General features: G+C 68.6%; 15 protein-coding genes. 7 read left to right on the top strand and 8 right to left on the bottom strand.

Going from position 1 to position 16,673, the window contains the following annotated elements; all coding sequences use genetic code 11:
- The 5 genes from A5787_RS20385 to A5787_RS20405 all read right to left on the bottom strand — a co-directional run.
- The coding region (locus tag A5787_RS20385; RefSeq protein ID WP_082977347.1) for a PE family protein at positions 1–437 on the bottom strand (437 nt) is incomplete at its 3' end.
- Positions 438–568: 131 nt separating this feature from the next.
- Positions 569–994, bottom strand: coding sequence for a nuclear transport factor 2 family protein (locus A5787_RS20390; protein WP_066970336.1), 426 nt, complete (start codon positions 992–994; stop codon positions 569–571).
- Positions 995–996: 2 nt separating this feature from the next.
- Positions 997–2,184, bottom strand: a complete 1,188-nt coding sequence (locus A5787_RS20395) for a thiolase domain-containing protein (RefSeq protein WP_066970340.1) — start codon at positions 2,182–2,184, stop codon at positions 997–999.
- Entirely contained in the window at positions 2,184–3,248 is a 1,065-nt protein-coding gene (locus A5787_RS20400; protein ID WP_066970342.1) for a thiolase domain-containing protein, read from the bottom strand. The genes A5787_RS20395 and A5787_RS20400 overlap by 1 nt, the downstream gene beginning before the upstream one ends.
- A 15-nt stretch (positions 3,249–3,263) precedes the next feature.
- The gene (locus tag A5787_RS20405) at positions 3,264–4,259 is read right to left on the bottom strand and encodes a Zn-ribbon domain-containing OB-fold protein (RefSeq protein WP_066970345.1); all 996 of its coding nucleotides are present in this window, start codon (positions 4,257–4,259) and stop codon (positions 3,264–3,266) included.
- A 64-nt stretch (positions 4,260–4,323) separates the two neighbouring features.
- Here A5787_RS20405 and A5787_RS20410 point away from each other — a divergent pair, with 64 nt between their 5' ends.
- The 3 genes from A5787_RS20410 to A5787_RS20420 are packed head-to-tail and all read left to right on the top strand — an operon-like array spanning position 4,324 to position 7,305.
- The gene (locus A5787_RS20410) at positions 4,324–5,355 is read left to right on the top strand and encodes an LLM class F420-dependent oxidoreductase (protein WP_066970348.1); all 1,032 of its coding nucleotides are present in this window, start codon (positions 4,324–4,326) and stop codon (positions 5,353–5,355) included.
- A 43-nt stretch (positions 5,356–5,398) separates the two neighbouring features.
- Entirely contained in the window at positions 5,399–6,115 is a 717-nt protein-coding gene (locus A5787_RS20415; RefSeq protein WP_066970351.1) for an acetoacetate decarboxylase family protein, read from the top strand.
- 2 nt (positions 6,116–6,117) lie between these two features.
- Positions 6,118–7,305 carry a cytochrome P450 gene (locus A5787_RS20420; RefSeq protein ID WP_369829150.1) on the top strand — a complete coding sequence of 396 codons (1,188 nt, stop codon included), beginning with the start codon at positions 6,118–6,120 and terminating at the stop codon, positions 7,303–7,305.
- 62 nt (positions 7,306–7,367) lie between these two features.
- Here the strand turns inward: A5787_RS20420 and A5787_RS20425 are convergent, their stop codons facing one another.
- Complete coding sequence (locus tag A5787_RS20425; RefSeq protein WP_066970357.1) at positions 7,368–8,207, bottom strand: hypothetical protein; 840 nt, start codon at positions 8,205–8,207, stop codon at positions 7,368–7,370.
- A 113-nt stretch (positions 8,208–8,320) separates the two neighbouring features.
- Positions 8,321–9,133: a crotonase/enoyl-CoA hydratase family protein gene (locus A5787_RS20430; RefSeq protein WP_066970360.1), complete on the bottom strand. Its 813-nt coding sequence runs from the start codon at positions 9,131–9,133 to the stop codon at positions 8,321–8,323.
- 64 nt (positions 9,134–9,197) lie between these two features.
- On the opposite strand from A5787_RS20430, the gene A5787_RS20435 reads away from it, so the two are divergent.
- From A5787_RS20435 to A5787_RS20450, 4 genes are read left to right on the top strand one after another with little or no spacing between them, the layout of a single operon-like run.
- The gene (locus A5787_RS20435) at positions 9,198–10,838 is read left to right on the top strand and encodes an acyl-CoA synthetase (protein WP_066970362.1); all 1,641 of its coding nucleotides are present in this window, start codon (positions 9,198–9,200) and stop codon (positions 10,836–10,838) included.
- A 15-nt stretch (positions 10,839–10,853) separates the two neighbouring features.
- Entirely contained in the window at positions 10,854–11,621 is a 768-nt protein-coding gene (locus A5787_RS20440) for a fructosamine kinase family protein (protein ID WP_066970365.1), read from the top strand.
- 23 nt (positions 11,622–11,644) lie between these two features.
- Positions 11,645–12,469 carry an amidohydrolase family protein gene (locus A5787_RS20445; protein ID WP_066970369.1) on the top strand — a complete coding sequence of 275 codons (825 nt, stop codon included), beginning with the start codon at positions 11,645–11,647 and terminating at the stop codon, positions 12,467–12,469.
- On the top strand, positions 12,466–14,016 hold the full coding sequence (locus A5787_RS20450; protein WP_066970371.1) for an acetolactate synthase large subunit: 1,551 nt from the start codon (positions 12,466–12,468) through the stop codon (positions 14,014–14,016). Before A5787_RS20445 ends, A5787_RS20450 begins: the two co-directional genes overlap by 4 nt.
- A 16-nt stretch (positions 14,017–14,032) precedes the next feature.
- Here A5787_RS20450 and A5787_RS28535 read toward each other — a convergent pair.
- A partial coding sequence (locus tag A5787_RS28535; protein ID WP_066970375.1) for a PecA family PE domain-processing aspartic protease occupies positions 14,033–16,673 on the bottom strand: 2,641 nt, incomplete at its 5' end.

Raw genomic sequence — 16,673 nt, forward strand, 5'->3', positions numbered from 1 at the left:
CCCCCGTTGGCGCCGTTACCGATCAAAATCCCGCCCGCCCCGCCGTTTTGGCCTGTCCCGGGCGCGCCGTTGGCACCGTTGCCGATCAACGGGCGACCCAGCAACGTCTGGGTGGGAGCGTTGATGACGTTCAGCAGCTCCTGCAGAGGTGAGGCGTTGGCGGCCTCGGCGCTCGCGTAGGAGTCGGCGGCCGTGCTCACGGCGCGGACAAACTGCTCGTGAAACGCGGACGCTTGCGCGCTCAGCGTCTGATACTCGTGGGCGTGCCCGGTGAACACCGCCGTGATGGCCGCCGACACCTCGTCAGTCGCCGGAGCGAGCAGTCCGGTGGTGGGGCCGATCGCGGCCAGGTTCGCCCCGGCGATCGCTGACCCCACGCTTGCCAAATCCGCGGCCGCCGCGTCGATTACCTCGGGGACTGCTATCAGAAAAGACACGCGGTACCTCCCCGCTCATGTCAACCCAAGGCATTCGCCGATGGCCATCGAGCCGGCAGATCGTTACAGCTGCTCGGACAGAATATCCCTCGTTCGGCCAAAATGCGCCATGCCTTTGGCGGGCGCGCGCTCTAGACCTTGCGGACGCTCGCGGCCGCCTGGTCCATCTCCCAATACGCCCGCAGGGCCACCATCTTGCCCTCGTCGTTGGCTTTGTAGGTGAACACCCCTTCGGCGGTGACCTGGTAATCGCCCGTCGTGATGAGGATGTGGCCGACGTTGGCTTCTTCGTTGCCGCATTGGTAGGTGTCGTGGAAGACGAACTCGATCTTCGTAGTGGGAGCGATGGCCAGGTCCCAGAACGCCGAGATCGCGTCGCGCCCCCGGTGCCCCTTGCCTTCGGGATCGAAAGCCGACGGCCCGATCGGATCCTCGACGATCGCGTCGTCGGCGAACACCTCCAGCCAGGCGTCCTTGTCCCTTGCCATCACCGCCTCGCGGGAGCGGCGGCCGGCCTCGTGCGCGGGGTGCTTGGTCTTTTGGTGAGTGTCGGTCATTGTCAACTTCTTTCGGGCTTGTCGGCCCCCACGACCCACATCGAGTAGTACTGCGAGCCACCGCCGTAGGCGTGCCCCAGCGCCTTTCGCGCGCCCGGCACCTGGTGATCCCCGCCCTTGCCCATCACCTGAATCGCCGCCTCGGCGAACCGAATCAGGCCCGAGGCCCCGATCGGGTTCGACGACAGCACGCCGCCGGACGGGTTCACCGGCAGCCGGCCGCCGATCTTGGTCTCGCCGGCCTCGGTGAGCTTCCAGCCTTCGCCTTCGGGGGCAAACCCGAGATTTTCCAACCACATCGGTTCGAACCACGAGAACGGCACGTAGATCTCGGCGGCGTCGATCTCGTCGATCGGGCTGGTGATACCGGCCGCCTTCCACAGCGCGGCGGCCGCGTCGCGCCCGGCCTGCGGGCTGACCTGGTCGCGCCCGGAGAACTGCAGCGGCTCGGTGCGCAGCGCGGTGGCGTGGATCCAGGCCACCGGCTGCCCTTGCGCCACACGGGCTTCGGCGATCTCCTCGTTGCCGATGACGACCGCGGCCGCACCGTCGGAGGACGGGCAGGTCTCGTCGTAACGGATCGGATCCCACAGCATGGGTGATTCCATCACCTTTTCCACGGTGATGTCGGGCTGGTGCAGATGGGCCAGCGGGTTGCGGGCCCCGTTGAGCCGGTCCTTGACCGCGACGATGGCACCGATGTTCAACGGCGCGCCCGACCGGCGGATGTACGACCGAACGTGCGGGGCGAAATACCCACCCGCCCCGGCGCCGACCGGTTTGATGAACGGAATCGGAATCGACAACGCCCACATGGCATTTGACTCCGACTGCTTTTCCCAGGCCATCGCCAGCACGCGCCGGTATTTTCCGGACTGGACCAAACTGGCGGCCACCACGGCGGTGGACCCGCCGACCGAACCCGCGGTGTGCACCCGGATCAGCGGCTTGCCGGTGGCTCCCATCGCGTCGGCCATGAACAGCTCGGGCATCATGACGCCCTCGAAGAAGTCGGGGGCCTTGCCCACCACGACGGCGTCGATGTCGTCGAAGGTCGATCCGGAGTCTTCCAGCGCCCGGTCGATGGCCTCGCGCACCAGGCCGTTCATCGAAACGTCTTTGCGCTTGGCGACATATTTCGTCTGCCCGGTACCGAGTACCGCGGCCAGGTTTGCTCCCGCTCCGGCCATCAGTTCTTCCCTTCCATGACCGCGACCAGGTTCTGTTGCAGGGCGGGCCCGCTGGTGGCGTGCGCCAGCACCCGCCCGGCCGAACCGTTCCAGATATGTTGTGCCGCAAAGCCGATCCGCTCGAGGCCGGCGACGAACATGGGGTGGGCCGCCAGTGCGCCGCCGGACGGGTTCACCTTGGTCGTTCCGGCTATGTTGATCGCCTCCGCGAGGATCAGGTGCTGGTGGCTGAACGGCGCACAGATCTCGGCCACGTCGAGGTTGCCGGTGTCACCGCCGGTGGCCGCCTTGGCCGCGGCGTGGGTCGAGGGCGATTCGGTGAGGTCGCGCACGCCCAGTGAGGGCGACTCGATGCGGTGTTCGATGCCGGTGATCCAGGCGGGATTTTCGCGCAACTCGCGCGCCCGGTCGTCGGCGGCAAGCACGATGGCGGCGGCGCCGTCGGTGATCGGGGCGATGTCATGGCGGCGCAGCGGGTCGGCGAAGAACGGCCGCTCCAGCAGTTCGTCGATGCTGGTCGCGGACTCCACGGAGTCGATTCGTTCGGCTTGCGCGAAGGAGTCCAAAGCGACCTGGGCCATTCGCCTTTCGTCCCACTTGCCGGTGTCGAGGCCGATGCGGGCCTGCAGTCCCGCCATCGACACCGAGTCCGGCCACAGTGGCGCGACGGTGTAGGGATCGGTCTGCCGCGAAAGTATCTGGCGCAGGATCCCGGCCGAGGACTTCCCGAAGCCGTACACCAGGGCGGTGTCGACCTCGCCGGTCAGGATCTTGATGTAGGCCTCGTACAGCGCCCAGGCCGCATCCATCTCGACGTGCGATTCGTTGATCGGCGGAACGGCGCCGATCGAGTCAATCGCCGAGATGAACGAAAATGCCCGTCCGGCAAGATAATCGGACGAACCCGAGCACCAGAAGCCGATTTCGGTCCTGGCGATGCCGAGCTCCTCGTACAGCTCGGCGAAGCACGGGATCAACATCTCGACACCGTTGGTGGTGCCGTCGGTGCGGCGGACATGCGGGGCGTGGGCGAAGCCGACGACCGCGACGTTGCGAGCGCTCATGTGTTCCTAAGCCCTTTACAGGTGGTGCTTGTAGGTGTCGTACTCGGCGTCGGGCTCGCCCGTCGGCCGGAAGTACTCGATGTTGTCGATGCCGAAACCCCACTCGTCGCGAGGCCGCCACACCGCTTCCACGCGCATGCCCATCCGCACCTCGTGGGCGTCGATGTCGGCGACCAGGTGCAGGAACGGGATGTCGGCGCCGTCGAGCAGCACGTAGGCCGCCACGTACGGCGGCTTGATGCGCTGGCCCTGGAACGGGATGTTGATGATCGCGAACGTCGTCACCGTGCCCTTGTCGGGCAGCTCGACGAACTCGGTGGTCGGCTGGCCGGTGGCCGGGTCGGCACCGTGGGGCGGGAAGTACACCTTGCCGGCCTCACCCGTGCGCGCACCCAACAACTTGCCCTCGGCGATGGCGCGCAAGTACGCGCTCTCCTCGTGCGAGGCGGTGTGCTGAATCGTCAGCGAGACCGGCGTGACGATCATGGTGACCGGTTCCTGGTCCCCGTCGGGTGTTTCGGGGACGGTCTCGGCTTGGTCGCCCAGCTTGAAGTAGGCGATGTCGGTGATGGCCCCCACCGGCTCGTCCGCCCAGTGCACGTGCACCCGGGTTCCGGTGCGGATGGCGTCCGGTTCGCCCGCATCGACGGCGTGCATCAGCAGCGTGTCCGCGCCGTCCAGCTTGATCAGCGCCCACGCGAACGGCCGGTCCAGCGGCTGGCCCTCTAGCGGCTCGGGCTGCCACGTCCAGGACGCGACCGTGCCGACGGCCGCCACCGGTACCATCTCGCCCAGCGGCTCATAGGTAACCGGGTCATATTCCGCCGGCGGCACATGCACCCGCCCATCGGATCCGCGCACCCCCAGGATGCGGCGCCCACGCAACGCGGTAAAGAACTTGCTGAGCGTGGAGCCCACCGAACGGGTGTAGTCGAAAGACAACGTCAGTGGCGCGGAGAGCGGTGGCTCAGGATGATCTATCAAGGTCGGGCTGCTCGGACTGGCTGTCACGCCATCGAGTAGAACAGGTTCTAAGAATCGTTTCAACACTGGGTCGGCTCGGAAGGCGGAGGCTATGAAGCTTGGGTTGCAGCTGGGGTATTGGGGTGCTCAGCCGCCGGAGAACGCCATGGAACTCGTCACCGCGGCCGAGGAAGCCGGATTCGACGCCGTATTCACCGCCGAGGCGTGGGGATCCGACGCGTACACGCCGCTGGCGTGGTACGGATCCTCGACGTCGCGGGTGCGGCTGGGCACGTCGGTGGTCCAGCTGTCCGCGCGGACCCCGACGGCCTGCGCGATGGCCGCCCTGACGCTCGATCACCTGTCCGGGGGCCGGCACATTCTCGGGCTGGGCGTGTCCGGACCGCAGGTGGTCGAGGGGTGGTACGGCCAGCGATTCCCCAAGCCGCTGGCGCGCACCCGCGAATACATCGACATCCTGCGGCAGGTGTGGGCCCGCGAAAAGCCGGTGACCAGCGACGGCCCCCACTACCCGCTCCCGCTGACCGGCCCCGGGACAACCGGGCTGGGAAAGCCGCTCAAGCCCATCACCCATCCGCTGCGCGCCGACATCCCGATCATGTTGGGCGCCGAGGGCCCGAAGAACGTCGCGCTGGCCGGCGAGATCTGCGACGGCTGGCTGCCGATCTTCTACACACCGCGGATGGCCGACACCTACAACGAATGGCTCGACGAGGGGTTCGCCCGGCCCGGCGCGCGCCGCAGCCGCGAGGACTTCGAGATCTGCGCGACCGCGAACATCGTCATCACCGACGACCGCAGCGCCGCCTTCGCGGCCATGAAGCCCTATCTCGCCCTCTACATGGGCGGGATGGGCGCGGAGGACACCAACTTCCACGCCGACGTCTACCGGCGGATGGGCTACGCCGAGGTCGTCGATGACGTGACGAAGCTGTTCCGGTCGAACCGAAAGGACGAGGCCGGGAAGGTCATTCCCGACGAGCTCGTCGACGACGCCGCGATCGTCGGCGACCTGGACTACGTGCGTAAGCAGATCAAGGTGTGGGAGGCCGCGGGCGTCACGATGATGGTGGTGTCCGGCCGCAGTACTGAGCAGATCAGCGAGCTTGCCACGCTTGTTTAGGCGTTCCTTGCCAGGGGAGTAGAACGCGTTCTAGATTGGCCCGATGACAGCCTCGCAGCACACCATCGCCGGCACGGTGATCACCATGCCGGTGCAGATCCGCAAGGCAAATCAGCACATGGCGATGTTTTCGGTGGACGCCGACGCCGCCCAGCACCTGATCGACTACAGCGACCTGCAGGTCTGCCGCTACCTGCCGGGGCGCACGATCGTGGTCCTGATGCTGATGCACTACATCGACGGCGACCTGGGCGAGTACTACGAATTCGGCACCAGCGTCATGGTCAACCCGCCGGGCTCGAACGCGAGTGGGCCCCGCGCGCTGCAATCGGCGGGCGCCTTCATCCACCATCTGCCCGTCGACCAGGCGTTCACGCTGGAGGCGGGCACCAAGATCTGGGGCTACCCGAAAGTCATGTCGGACTTCACCATTCGACAGGGCCGTGAGTTCGGGTTCGACTGCACCGTCGACGGCCAACTGGTGATCGACATGGAATTCAAGCGCGGCCTGCCATTTTCGCTGACCCCGCGCCAGCAAGCGCAGCGCAGCTACTCGCACCGCGACGGCATCACCCGTGAGACCGCCTTCGAACACACGCTGGACGGCGTGCGGACCCGGCTCGGTGGGGTGCGCGTCCGGCTCGGCGATCACCCGTACGCGAAAGAGCTGGCGTCGCTGGGCCTTCCGAAGCGCGCGCTGCTGTCCAGCTCGGCTGAGAACGTGCAGATGACATTCGGTGACGCTCAGGAGATCTCATGACGATGACTAGACCCGACGTCGACCTGACCGACGGCACCTTCTATGCGGGTGACTCCCGAGGCGTCTATCGCTGGATGCGGCAGAACGAGCCGGTCTTTCGGGACCGCAACGGGTTAGCCGCCGCGTCGACGTACCAGGCGGTGATCGAAGCCGAGCGCAACCCCGAGTTGTTCTCGAACGCCGGCGGCATCCGACCCGACCAAGACGGGGTCGAGATGATGATCGAGATGGACGATCCGCAACATCTGTTGCGCCGCAAGCTCGTCAACTCCGGTTTCACCCGCAAGCGCGTGAAAGATCAAGAGTCCAAAATCCTTTCGCTATGCGACACGCTGATCGACGCGGTGTGCGAACGCGGCGAGTGCGACTTCGTCTGGGACCTCGCCGCGCCGCTGCCGATGGCGGTCATCGGCGACATGCTCGGGGTGCTGCCGGAGGAACGCGAGATGTTCCTCAAGTGGTCCGACGATCTCGTCGGCGCCTTGAGCAGTACCGCGGCGGAAGCCGACATTCAGGTCACGATGGAGGCCTTCGCCGCCTACAGCGAATACATGATGGGCATGATCGCGGCCCGCAAGAAGGAACCGACCGACGACCTGGTCAGCGTCCTGGTGCACGCGGAGGTCGAGGGATCGCGCCTGGAGGACCACCAGATCGTCACCGAGGTGCTGCTGCTGCTGATCGGCGGTGACGAGACCACGCGGCACACGTTGAGCGGGGGAACGAGGCAGCTGCTGTTGCACCCCGACCAGCACCGGCGCCTGGTCAACGATTTGGATCTGCTGCCCAACGCGATCGAAGAGATGCTGCGCTGGACGGCGCCGGTGAAGAACATGGCCCGCACGCTCACCGCCGACACGGAGTTCCACGGCACGGCGCTGACCCAGGGCGAGAAGATGATCCTGCTGTTCGAGTCGGCGAACTTCGACGAGAAGGTCTTCGATGATCCGGAGAGCTTCGACATCGAGCGCTACCCGAACAACCACCTCGCGTTTGGCTTCGGGACGCATTTCTGCCTCGGCAATCAGCTTGCCCGCCTGGAGCTGTCGATCATGCAAACGCGGCTGCTGCAGCGCCTTCCGGATCTGCGGCTGGCGTCCGACGCGGCGCTGCCGCTGCGGCCGGCGAACTTCGTGTCCGGCCTGGAGAAGATGCCGGTGGCGTTCAGCCCGACCGCGCCGCTGGGCTGACGGGCGTCTCCTCGCCGAGCGTGCACTCACGGCGAGGAATCGACCAAATTACGTGCGTGAGTTCACGCTCGGCGAGCCCACGCGGTGGCCAGTCGCGCCAGGATGCCGCCCCGCGTGTGGTCGGCCGTGACGCGGATGGTGATCCAGCCCATCGTGTCTAGAGCCTCGTAGCGCTCGATGTCCCTGCGCAGTTGGCGACGATCGGTCCGATGGTGGTCACCCTCGTACTCGAGGGCGATCTTGAGATCCTCCCAGCCGAGGTCGACAACCGCGACAAGCTCGCGATATTCGCCGTAGACGGGGATCTGGGTCTGCGGCAGGGGGTATCCGGCCTCGATGACCGTGAGTCGCAGCCAGGTTTCCCGGGGTGACTCCGCTCCGGCATCGACAAGTGCGAGTGCGCGTCTGGCTCGCCGGATGTTCCGGTGGCCTCTATAGCGTTCCGCGACCAACTCCGCATCGGCGAACTTCAGTCGGGTTGCCCGAGCCAGGGCATCGATGGCAGCGACAGCATTCCCGACTGGATTCCGACAGGCGAGGTCGAATGCTGTGCGCGCCGGGTTCGTCGTCAGCACGTCGGCGATCACTTGAGTCTCATCGTCCTCGACTGTGTCCGACCAGGTACGGATGCCGGCTGGGGGGCGACGGTGTTCGTACAGCAGTTGCGCCGGCGCGTGGTGATCTACCCATTTGGCGCCGTGGAGCGCCGACGCAGAATGTCCAGCGACGATCCCGCGCCGCCGGGACCATAGCCAGGCGGCACGAGCGCGCGTCACAGCGGTCAAGTCCTTGTCGCGGGGGAAGTAGACGTCCGGATGGATTGCGACGAATCTGCTTCGCAGCGCATGCCGGGTCAGAGCGCCCGCCGCGAGCGCTTCGCTGCCGATGAACGGTTCTTCCACGCGGGCAGTGTGTCTCAAGCCACCGACAGCGGCGCCGAGCGTGAAGCCACGTATCAAATTCGGGCGAAATCTCGCCGTCAGTTCACGTTCGGCGAAGGGGACCGGGCGAGGCGCTAGCGGTTCTGGAAGTTGGGCTTGCGCTTCTCGGCGAACGCCCGTGGGCCTTCCTTGGCGTCGTCGGACAGGAACACCTTGATGCCGATCTGGGTGTCGATCTTGAAGGCGTCGTTCTCGTGCAGGCCCTCGGTTTCGCGGATCGCCCGCAGGATCGCCTGCACGGCCAGCGGGCCGTTGTTCTCGATCAGCTCGGCGATCTCCAGCGCCTTGGTCAGTGCCTGGCCGTCGGGCACCAGGTGGCCGATCAGGCCGATCTCCTTGGCCTCGGCGGCGGTGATGTGCCGGCCGGTCAGCAGCAGGTCGCACGCGACGGTGTAGGGGATCTGCCGCACCAGCCGCACGGCGGAGCCGCCCATCGGGTACAGGCTCCACTTGGCCTCCGAGATGCCGAACTTCGCGCTCTCGCCCGCGATGCGGATGTCTGTGCCCTGCAGGATCTCGGTGCCGCCGGCGATCGCGGGCCCTTCGACAGCCGCGATGAGCGGTTTGGTCAGCCGGCGCCCCTTCAGCAAGGCGTCGATCCGTGACGGGTCGTAGCTGCCGTCCTTGAACGAGTCGCCGGGCGGTTTCTTGGTCGCCGTCTTGAGGTCCATGCCGGCGCAGAAGTAGCCACCGGCGCCCGTCAGGATGCAGCAGCGGATGTCGTCGTCATTGTCGACGCGATCCCAGGCCTGCACCATGATTTCCATCATTTCGGTGCTCAGCGCGTTGCGGGCGTGCGGGCGGTTCAGCGTGACGATCAGGGTGTGACCGCGCTGTTCGACGAGGGCGTCCGGTCCCGTCTGTTCGTTTGCTGGAGCCTGAGCCACGGCTACTGCCTTTCAGTCGTCGGTGGGGGCGAGCTTGTCAAGAAATGTAACACGTTCTAATTTGGTGGCCGTGGCCCTGAATATTGCCGATCTCGCCGAGCACGCCATCGACGCTGTGCCTGACCGTGTCGCCCTCATCTGCGGCGACGAGAAGCTGACTTACGCCGAACTGGAGGAGAAGGCCAACCGCCTCGCGCACTACCTGATCGACCAAGGCGTCAAGAAGGACGACAAGGTCGGCCTGTACTGCCGCAACCGCATCGAGATCGTGATCGCGATGCTCGGCATCGTCAAGGCCGGCGCGATCCTCGTCAACGTCAACTACCGCTACGTCGAGGGTGAGCTGCGCTACCTGTTCGACAACTCCGACATGGTGGCGTTGGTGCACGAGCGCCAGTACTCCGATCGGGTCGCCAACGTGCTGCCGGACACCCCAAACGTCAAGACCATCCTGGTCATCGAGGACGGCTCCGACAACGACTACCAGCGCTACGGCGGCGTCGAGTTCTATTCGGCGATCGCGCAGGGCTCGCCCGAGCGCGACTTCGGTGAGCGCAGCGCCGACGCCATCTACCTGCTGTACACCGGGGGCACCACCGGATTCCCGAAGGGCGTGATGTGGCGCCACGAGGACATCTACCGGGTGTTGTTGGGCGGCACCGACTTCGCCACGGGCGAATTCGTCAAGGACGAGTACGACCTGGCCAAGGGCGCCGTCGCCAACCCCCCGATGGTCCGCTACCCGATTCCGCCGATGATCCACGGCGCCACCCAGTCCGCGACCTGGATGTCGATCTTCTCGGGTCAAACCACCGTGCTGGCGCCGGAATTCAACGCCGAAGAGGTGTGGCGCACCATCCACGAACACAAAGTCAACCTGCTGTTCTTCACCGGTGACGCGATGGCGCGGCCGTTGCTCGACGCCCTGAACAAAGACAACGACTACGACCTGTCTTCGCTGTTCCTGCTTGCCAGCACCGCGGCGTTGTTCTCGCCAAGCATCAAGGAGCGGCTGCTGGAGCTGCTGCCCAACCGGGTCATCACGGACTCAATTGGCTCCTCCGAGACCGGTTTTGGCGGCACCAGCGTCGTGGCCGCGGGTGCGCCGCACAGCGGTGGCCCCCGCGTCACCATCGACCACCGCACCGTCGTGCTCGACGAGGAGGGCAACGAGGTGAAGCCGGGCTCGGGGGTGCGCGGCTTCATCGCCAAGAAGGGCAACATCCCGGTCGGCTACTACAAGGACGAGAAGAAGACGGCCGAAACCTTCAAGACCATCAACGGCGTTCGCTACGCCATTCCCGGGGACTGGGCCCTGGTCGAGGAGGACGGCTCCGTGACCATGCTGGGCCGCGGCTCGGTGTCGATCAACAGCGGCGGCGAAAAGATCTATCCCGAGGAGGTCGAGGCCGCGTTGAAGGGACACCCCGACGTCTTCGACGCCCTGGTGGTCGGTGTGCCCGACCCGCGTTACGGCCAGCACGTGGCGGCCGTCGTGCAGCCCCGGCCCGGATGCCGGCCGTCGCTGGCGGAGCTGGACGGTTTCGTGCGCTCGGAGATCGCGGGATATAAAGTGCCGCGCAGCCTTTGGTTGGTCGACGAAGTGAAGCGGTCGCCCGCCGGCAAGCCCGACTACCGCTGGGCCAAGGAGCAGACCGAAGCGCGCCCCGCCGACGACGTGCACGCGAGTCACGCGACGACCTGACGCGCACCTAGCGGCGTGACCGACTTCGTCAAACAGCACCCGGACGCGCCCACCGGCTATTTCGCCTGGGAAGCGGCGGGTTTGGGGTGGCTTGCCGGCGTCGACGGCGGCGCGCCCTGCGCGCAGGTTGTCTCCGTTGGCGCAGCGAACCTGACCCTGCGGCGGCTTGAATCCGTGCCCCCGAGCGCCGAGGCGGCGGACGCGTTCGGCAGTCGATTGGCCGTCACCCACGACGCGGGCGCCGCCGCGTTCGGCGCGGGACCCGACGGGTGGGACGGGGCCGGGTTCTTCGGGCCGCTGTCGCAGCCGCTGCCGATGTCGCTGCGGCGGCACCGGCGATGGGGCGATTTCTACGCCGACGAGCGGCTGGCCCCGATGGCCGAGCTGGCGGCGGCGCGGTTGGACGCGTCGACCCGCGCCACGATCGACGCCGTCGCGGCTCGCTGCCGCGCGGGCGACTTCGACGACGACGACCCGCCGGCCCGGCTGCACGGCGACCTGTGGAGCGGCAACGTGATGTGGACGCCCCACGGCGTGGCGCTGATCGACCCGGCCGCGCATGGCGGCCACCGCGAGACCGACCTGGCGATGCTCGCGCTGTTCGGCTGCCCCCACTACGACACCGTCCTCGCCGGTTATCAGCGGGTGCGATCGCTGAAACCCGGCTGGCGCAACCGCATCGGGCTGCACCAGCTCTTTCCGCTGCTGGCGCATGTGGTGCTGTTCGGCGGCGGGTACACGCGGCAGGCGGACGCCGCCGCCCGCGCCGCGCTGGCCGCCTGACGCCCGTCTACAGTCGAAGCTCTATGACGATCGATGTCTGGATGCAACACCCGACGCAACGATTCTTGCGCAGCGACATGCTGGCCTCCCTGCGCCGCTGGACGGGCGGGGCGATCCCCGACACCGACATTCCGATCGAGGCGACCATCGCGGCCATGGACGCCGCCGACGTGGGTTTCGGCCTGCTGAGCGCGTGGTGCGGTCCTCATGGCCAGGACCTGGTCTCCAACGACGAGGTCGCCGGGTGGGTGCGGTCCCATCCGGACCGTTTCGCCGGACTGGCCGCCGTGGACCTGGATCGCCCGATGGCGGCGGTTCGCGAGCTGCGGCGCCGTGTGCAGGAGGGCTTCGTGGGTCTGCGGGTGGTGCCGTGGTTGTGGAACGCGCCGCCCACCGACCCGCGCTACTATCCGCTGTTCGCCGAATGTGTAGAGTCCGGCGTGCCGTTCTGCACGCAGGTCGGTCACACCGGCCCGCTGCGGCCGTCGGAGACCGGACGCCCGATTCCCTACATCGACCAGGTGGCGCTCGATTTCCCGGAGCTCGTCATCGTGGGCGGCCACGTCGGCTATCCCTGGACCGAGGAGATGGTCGCGGTCGCCCGCAAGCACGAGAACGTGTACATCGACACCTCCGCCTACACGATCAAGAGACTCCCGGACGAGCTCGTCCGCTTCATGAAAACCGGTACCGGACAACGCAAGGTCTTGTTCGGCACAAATTACCCGATGATCGCGCACACGCACGCTTTGGCGGGACTGGATGAACTCGGGCTCAGCGATGAGGCCTGCCGAGACTTCCTGCGCGGCAACGCCGAACGTGTTTTCGGACTGGAGGCAAACAGGTGAACGGCGCTCAGGCACTGATCAACACCCTGGTCGACGGCGGCGTCGACGTCTGCTTCGCCAACCCCGGTACGTCGGAGATGCACTTCGTGGCCGCGCTCGACGCGGTTCCCCAAATGCGTGGCGTGCTGGCCCTTTTCGAAGGCGTGGCGACCGGCGCGGCCGACGGCTATGCGCGGATGGCCGACCGGCCTGCCGCGGTGCTGTTGCACCTGGGCCCCGGATTGGGCAACGGCCTGGCCAACCTGCACAATGCGCGGCGCGCGCACGTGCCGGTGGTGGTGGTTGTCGGCGACCACGCCACCTATCACAAAAAGTACGACGCCCCACTGGAATCCGACATCGACGCGCTGGCCGGCAGCGTCTCGGGATGGATGCGCCGCACCGAGAAGGTCGCCGATGTCGCGTCCGATACGGCCGAGGCGATCGCCGCGAGCCGCTCGGGCGCGCAGATCGCCACCCTGATCCTGCCCGCCGACGTGTCCTGGTCCGACGGGGCGCAACCCACTGCCACGATGCCCGCGAATCCTGCTGGGACGGACCCTCAGTTGGCGTCCGCGGCGCTGGAGGTGCTGCGTTCCGGGGAGCCCACGGTGCTCATGATCGGGGGCGACGCCACCCGTGGGCCTGGGCTGGCCGCCGCCGCGCGGATCGCCCGGGCGACCGGCGCCCGGTTGCTGTGCGAAACGTTCCCGACGCGGCTGGAACGCGGCGCGGGCGTCCCCGCCGTCGAGCGGCTGGCCTACTTCGCCGAGGCCGCCACCGCCCAGCTGAACGGCGCCAAGCATCTGGTGTTGGCGGGCGCCAAGTCGCCGGTGTCCTTCTTCGCCTACCCGGGCATGCCCAGCGACCTGGTGCCGGCCGGCTGCGAGGTGCACGTGCTCGCCGAACATAGTGGTGCCGCAGCCGCTTTGATCGACCTGGCCGACGGGGTAGCACCCGGCACGGTCGCGCCGGTGGCGGACGCGTCGCGCCCACAAGTGCCGACGGGTGCGCTGACGTCGGCGTCGGCGGCCGATGTGATCGGGGCGTTGCTGCCCGAGCGGGCGATCGTCGTCGACGAGTCGAACACGTCCGGCCTGTTGCTGCCGGCGGCCACCGCCGGTGCGCCTGCACATGATTGGCTGACGCTGACGGGTGGCGCGATCGGCTACGGCATCCCGGCCGCGGCGGGCGCGGCCGTGGCCGCCCCCGATCGTCCGGTGCTGTGCCTGGAATCCGACGGGTCTGCCATGTACACGATTTCGGGGCTGTGGACCCAGGCGCGGGAAAACCTCGACGTGACCACCGTGCTCTATGACAACAGCGCCTACGACATCTTGCGGGTTGAGCTGCAACGCGTCGGGGCTGGGTCCGCGCCCGGTCCCAAGGCGCTCGATTTGCTCGACTTATCCCGTCCCACAATGGATTTCGTCAAGATTGCCGAGGGCATGGGGGTTCCGGCGCGCCGCGCGACCACCGCCGAGGAGTTCGCCGACGCCCTGCGCGCGGCCTTCGCCGAACCGGGACCGCACCTCATCGACGCGGTGGTGCCCTCGCTGATGGGGTAGTGCCGGCGCCGGTGCGTCAGGTGTCGAAGATCGTGGTGCCCAGACCGCTGGGGCTTTCCGAGATGTAGACGGGCCCTAGCTCGAAGGGGATGTTCCCGGTGTTCATCACGCTGCCGGTCACTGTCAGGGGATGCGTCGTGGTCGTGGTGTACGTGTACAGCAGCTGACCGTTGTCGTAGACCGAAATGACTGTTCCCACCGGCACGGTGCCGGTTGTTTGACCCGTCCCGAGCAGGGATCCCGGGATGGAACCGAAATTGTCACCGGAGTCGATGAACAGGGAGGGGACGACCGTCGACGTCATAGTGTGCCCGGGGACGGTGACCTGGACGTCCAGGTTGCTGACCGTCGGGGATCCGGTGACCGAGACGCCGCCGGGCAATGGGTGGGGACCAAACACCAGTTGGTTCTGGGGCTGGTTGAAGAGCACGCCTTGATCGATGGTGCCCGGCAGCGCGGGAAGCACCGTACTGGTTCCGGGGCCCCCGGCGTTCGGGCCGATACCCAAGACGCCCACGACACCGGTGCCGGCCCAATAGTTTGCGAAATTAGTCGAATCGGTGCCGCTGAGAACGTCGACGGCGGTCGGCGACGTGACGGTGACGACGGATCCATTCGCTCCGCTCAAGAATCCCACCGTCTGGTCAGACGTGGTGTAGTTAACCGTCACCGACGCGCCCGGCCCGGAATACGTGACCGAACCCGTGGCGACCGAGGGACCAGGGTTCGGGACGTATTGCCCTTCGATGACGAGGCCGGACGATCCGGTGTCAACCAGCACGGGCGCCGGCGGTCCGCCGTTTACCGAGACGTACACAATCGGGAAACGGTTTTGCGCCAACGTCAGCGCGACGGTTTGGTTTTGCGAAATCGGGGTGCCGTTGCCGCCCGCGCTGCCGTTCGGGCCGGTGCCGGCCCCGCCGGTGCCGCCGGTGCCGTTGGTCCCGGGCGACCCGACCGTGCCACCGCTGCCGCCGGTGCCGCCGTTGCCGCCGGAGCCGCCGTTGGCGCCGTGGCCGCCGGCGCCGCCGCTGCCGCCGGTGCCGGCCCCGCCGCCCGTGCCTACGGCGCCGGCATTGGCGCCGTGGCCGCCGGTGCCGCCTTGGCCGCCGTTAACGCCGGTGCCGCCCAGAGTGGCGGCGCCGCCGTTGCCGGCGTTGGCGCCGTCGCCCCCTTGGCCTGCGTTGCCCCCGGTGCCGCCGCCCGCGCCCGCTCCGCCGGTACCCCCTTTGCCGCCGGCGCCGCCGCTGCCGCCGGCGCCGCCGTTGCCTCCGTTATCGCCCTGGGAGTTGAAGGTACTGCCGCTGGCGTCGCCGCCGGCGCCGCCATCCCCGCCCAGGCCGCCGCTGCCGCCGGTGCCGCCGGTGAAACCGCTGCTGCCCTGCCCGCCGTCGCCGCCGGCCCCGGCGCCGCCGCCGGTGCCGCCGTTCCCGCCGGTGCCGACTGGCAGCCCTTCGCTCCCGGGCGCCGATTGGAAGCCGTTGCCGGGCGCTCCGCCCGCGCCGGCCGAGCCCCCGTTGCCGCCGGTGCCGCCGGCGCCCCCGACGCTGCTGCTGCCGGTGCCGCCCGTCCCGCCGACGCCGCCGCCGCCGCCATCGCCGCCCGGACCGCCGTTGCCGTTAGACCCGAAGAAGCCGTGCTGTGGTGAGATCGATGTGAGCCGTTGGCTGGCCGCGCCGCCTTGACCGCCCTGGCCGCCGCCGCCGCCATTGCCCGCGGCGAAGCCGGGGTTGGGGCCGGGCGCGCCGGTGCCACCGCCGCCACCGGCTCCGCCGCTGCCACCGGCGCCACCGTCGCCGCCACTGCCGAAGAACACGTTGTTGTTTTCTGCCGCTTGAAGGCTGGCGCTCTGGCCGGGTTCGCCCCCGGCACCGCCGCTGCCGCCGCTGCCGCCGGCGCCGCCGGCGCCGCCGCTGGTGTTGAGGCCCACGCCCCCGCCGGTGCCTTGCCCGCCGGCGCCACCGTCACCGCCGTTGCCGCCGCTGCCGCCGGCCGTGGCGCCGGAGCCGGGATCGCCGCCGGTGCCGCCCGCGCCGGCAGCGCCGCCGTTGCCGCCGTTGCCGCCGTTGCCGCTGCCGACGGCCGCGGCGCCGTTGCCGCCGGTGCCACCATCGCCGCCGTTGCCCGCAGCGCCGCCGTTGGCGGAGCTGCCGCCGTTGCCGCCGTTGCCGCCCGCACCGCCCGCTCCTCCTTGGCCGCCGGTGCCGGCGGTGCCGGCTTGCCTGCCGGTGCCGGCTTGTCCGCCGGTGCCCCCGGTGCCGCCGTTGCCTCCTTGGCCGCCGACCCCGCCAACCTGCCCGGAATTGGCGGTGTTGTCGGTGCCCGCGCCGCCCTGGGCGCCGGCGCCGCCGCCACCGCCGGTGCCGCCGGTGCCCCCCACACCCTGCTGACCGCCGCCGCCGGAACCCGCGGCCCCGCCGGTGCCGCCCTGACCGCCCTGACCTCCGTCGCCGGCCTTGCCGGCCGCGCCCTGCGTGGATCCGGCACCGCCGACCCCGGCGGCCCCGCCACCACCGCCGGTGCCTCCGTTTCCGCCGATCCCGCTGGCGACGTTTTGGCTGCCGTCGATGCCAGCGCCGCCCTGCCCGCCGACACCGCCAGCCCCGCCGGTTCCGCCCTGCCCGCCGGCGCCCTGCTGGCCCCCGCCGCCGGAACCC

It is taken from the genome of Mycobacterium sp. 852002-50816_SCH5313054-b (assembly GCF_001667185.1).
Lineage (GTDB): Bacteria > Actinomycetota > Actinomycetes > Mycobacteriales > Mycobacteriaceae > Mycobacterium.

Coding starts and splice junctions, on each gene's coding strand:
- A5787_RS20390 (WP_066970336.1), bottom strand. CDS start 994: ATGACCGACACTCACCAAAAGACCAAGCACCCCGCGCACGAGGCCGGC.
- A5787_RS20395 (WP_066970340.1), bottom strand. CDS start 2,184: ATGGCCGGAGCGGGAGCAAACCTGGCCGCGGTACTCGGTACCGGGCAG.
- A5787_RS20400 (WP_066970342.1), bottom strand. CDS start 3,248: ATGAGCGCTCGCAACGTCGCGGTCGTCGGCTTCGCCCACGCCCCGCAT.
- A5787_RS20410 (WP_066970348.1), top strand. CDS start 4,324: ATGAAGCTTGGGTTGCAGCTGGGGTATTGGGGTGCTCAGCCGCCGGAG.
- A5787_RS20415 (WP_066970351.1), top strand. CDS start 5,399: ATGACAGCCTCGCAGCACACCATCGCCGGCACGGTGATCACCATGCCG.
- A5787_RS20420 (WP_369829150.1), top strand. CDS start 6,118: ATGACTAGACCCGACGTCGACCTGACCGACGGCACCTTCTATGCGGGT.
- A5787_RS20445 (WP_066970369.1), top strand. CDS start 11,645: ATGACGATCGATGTCTGGATGCAACACCCGACGCAACGATTCTTGCGC.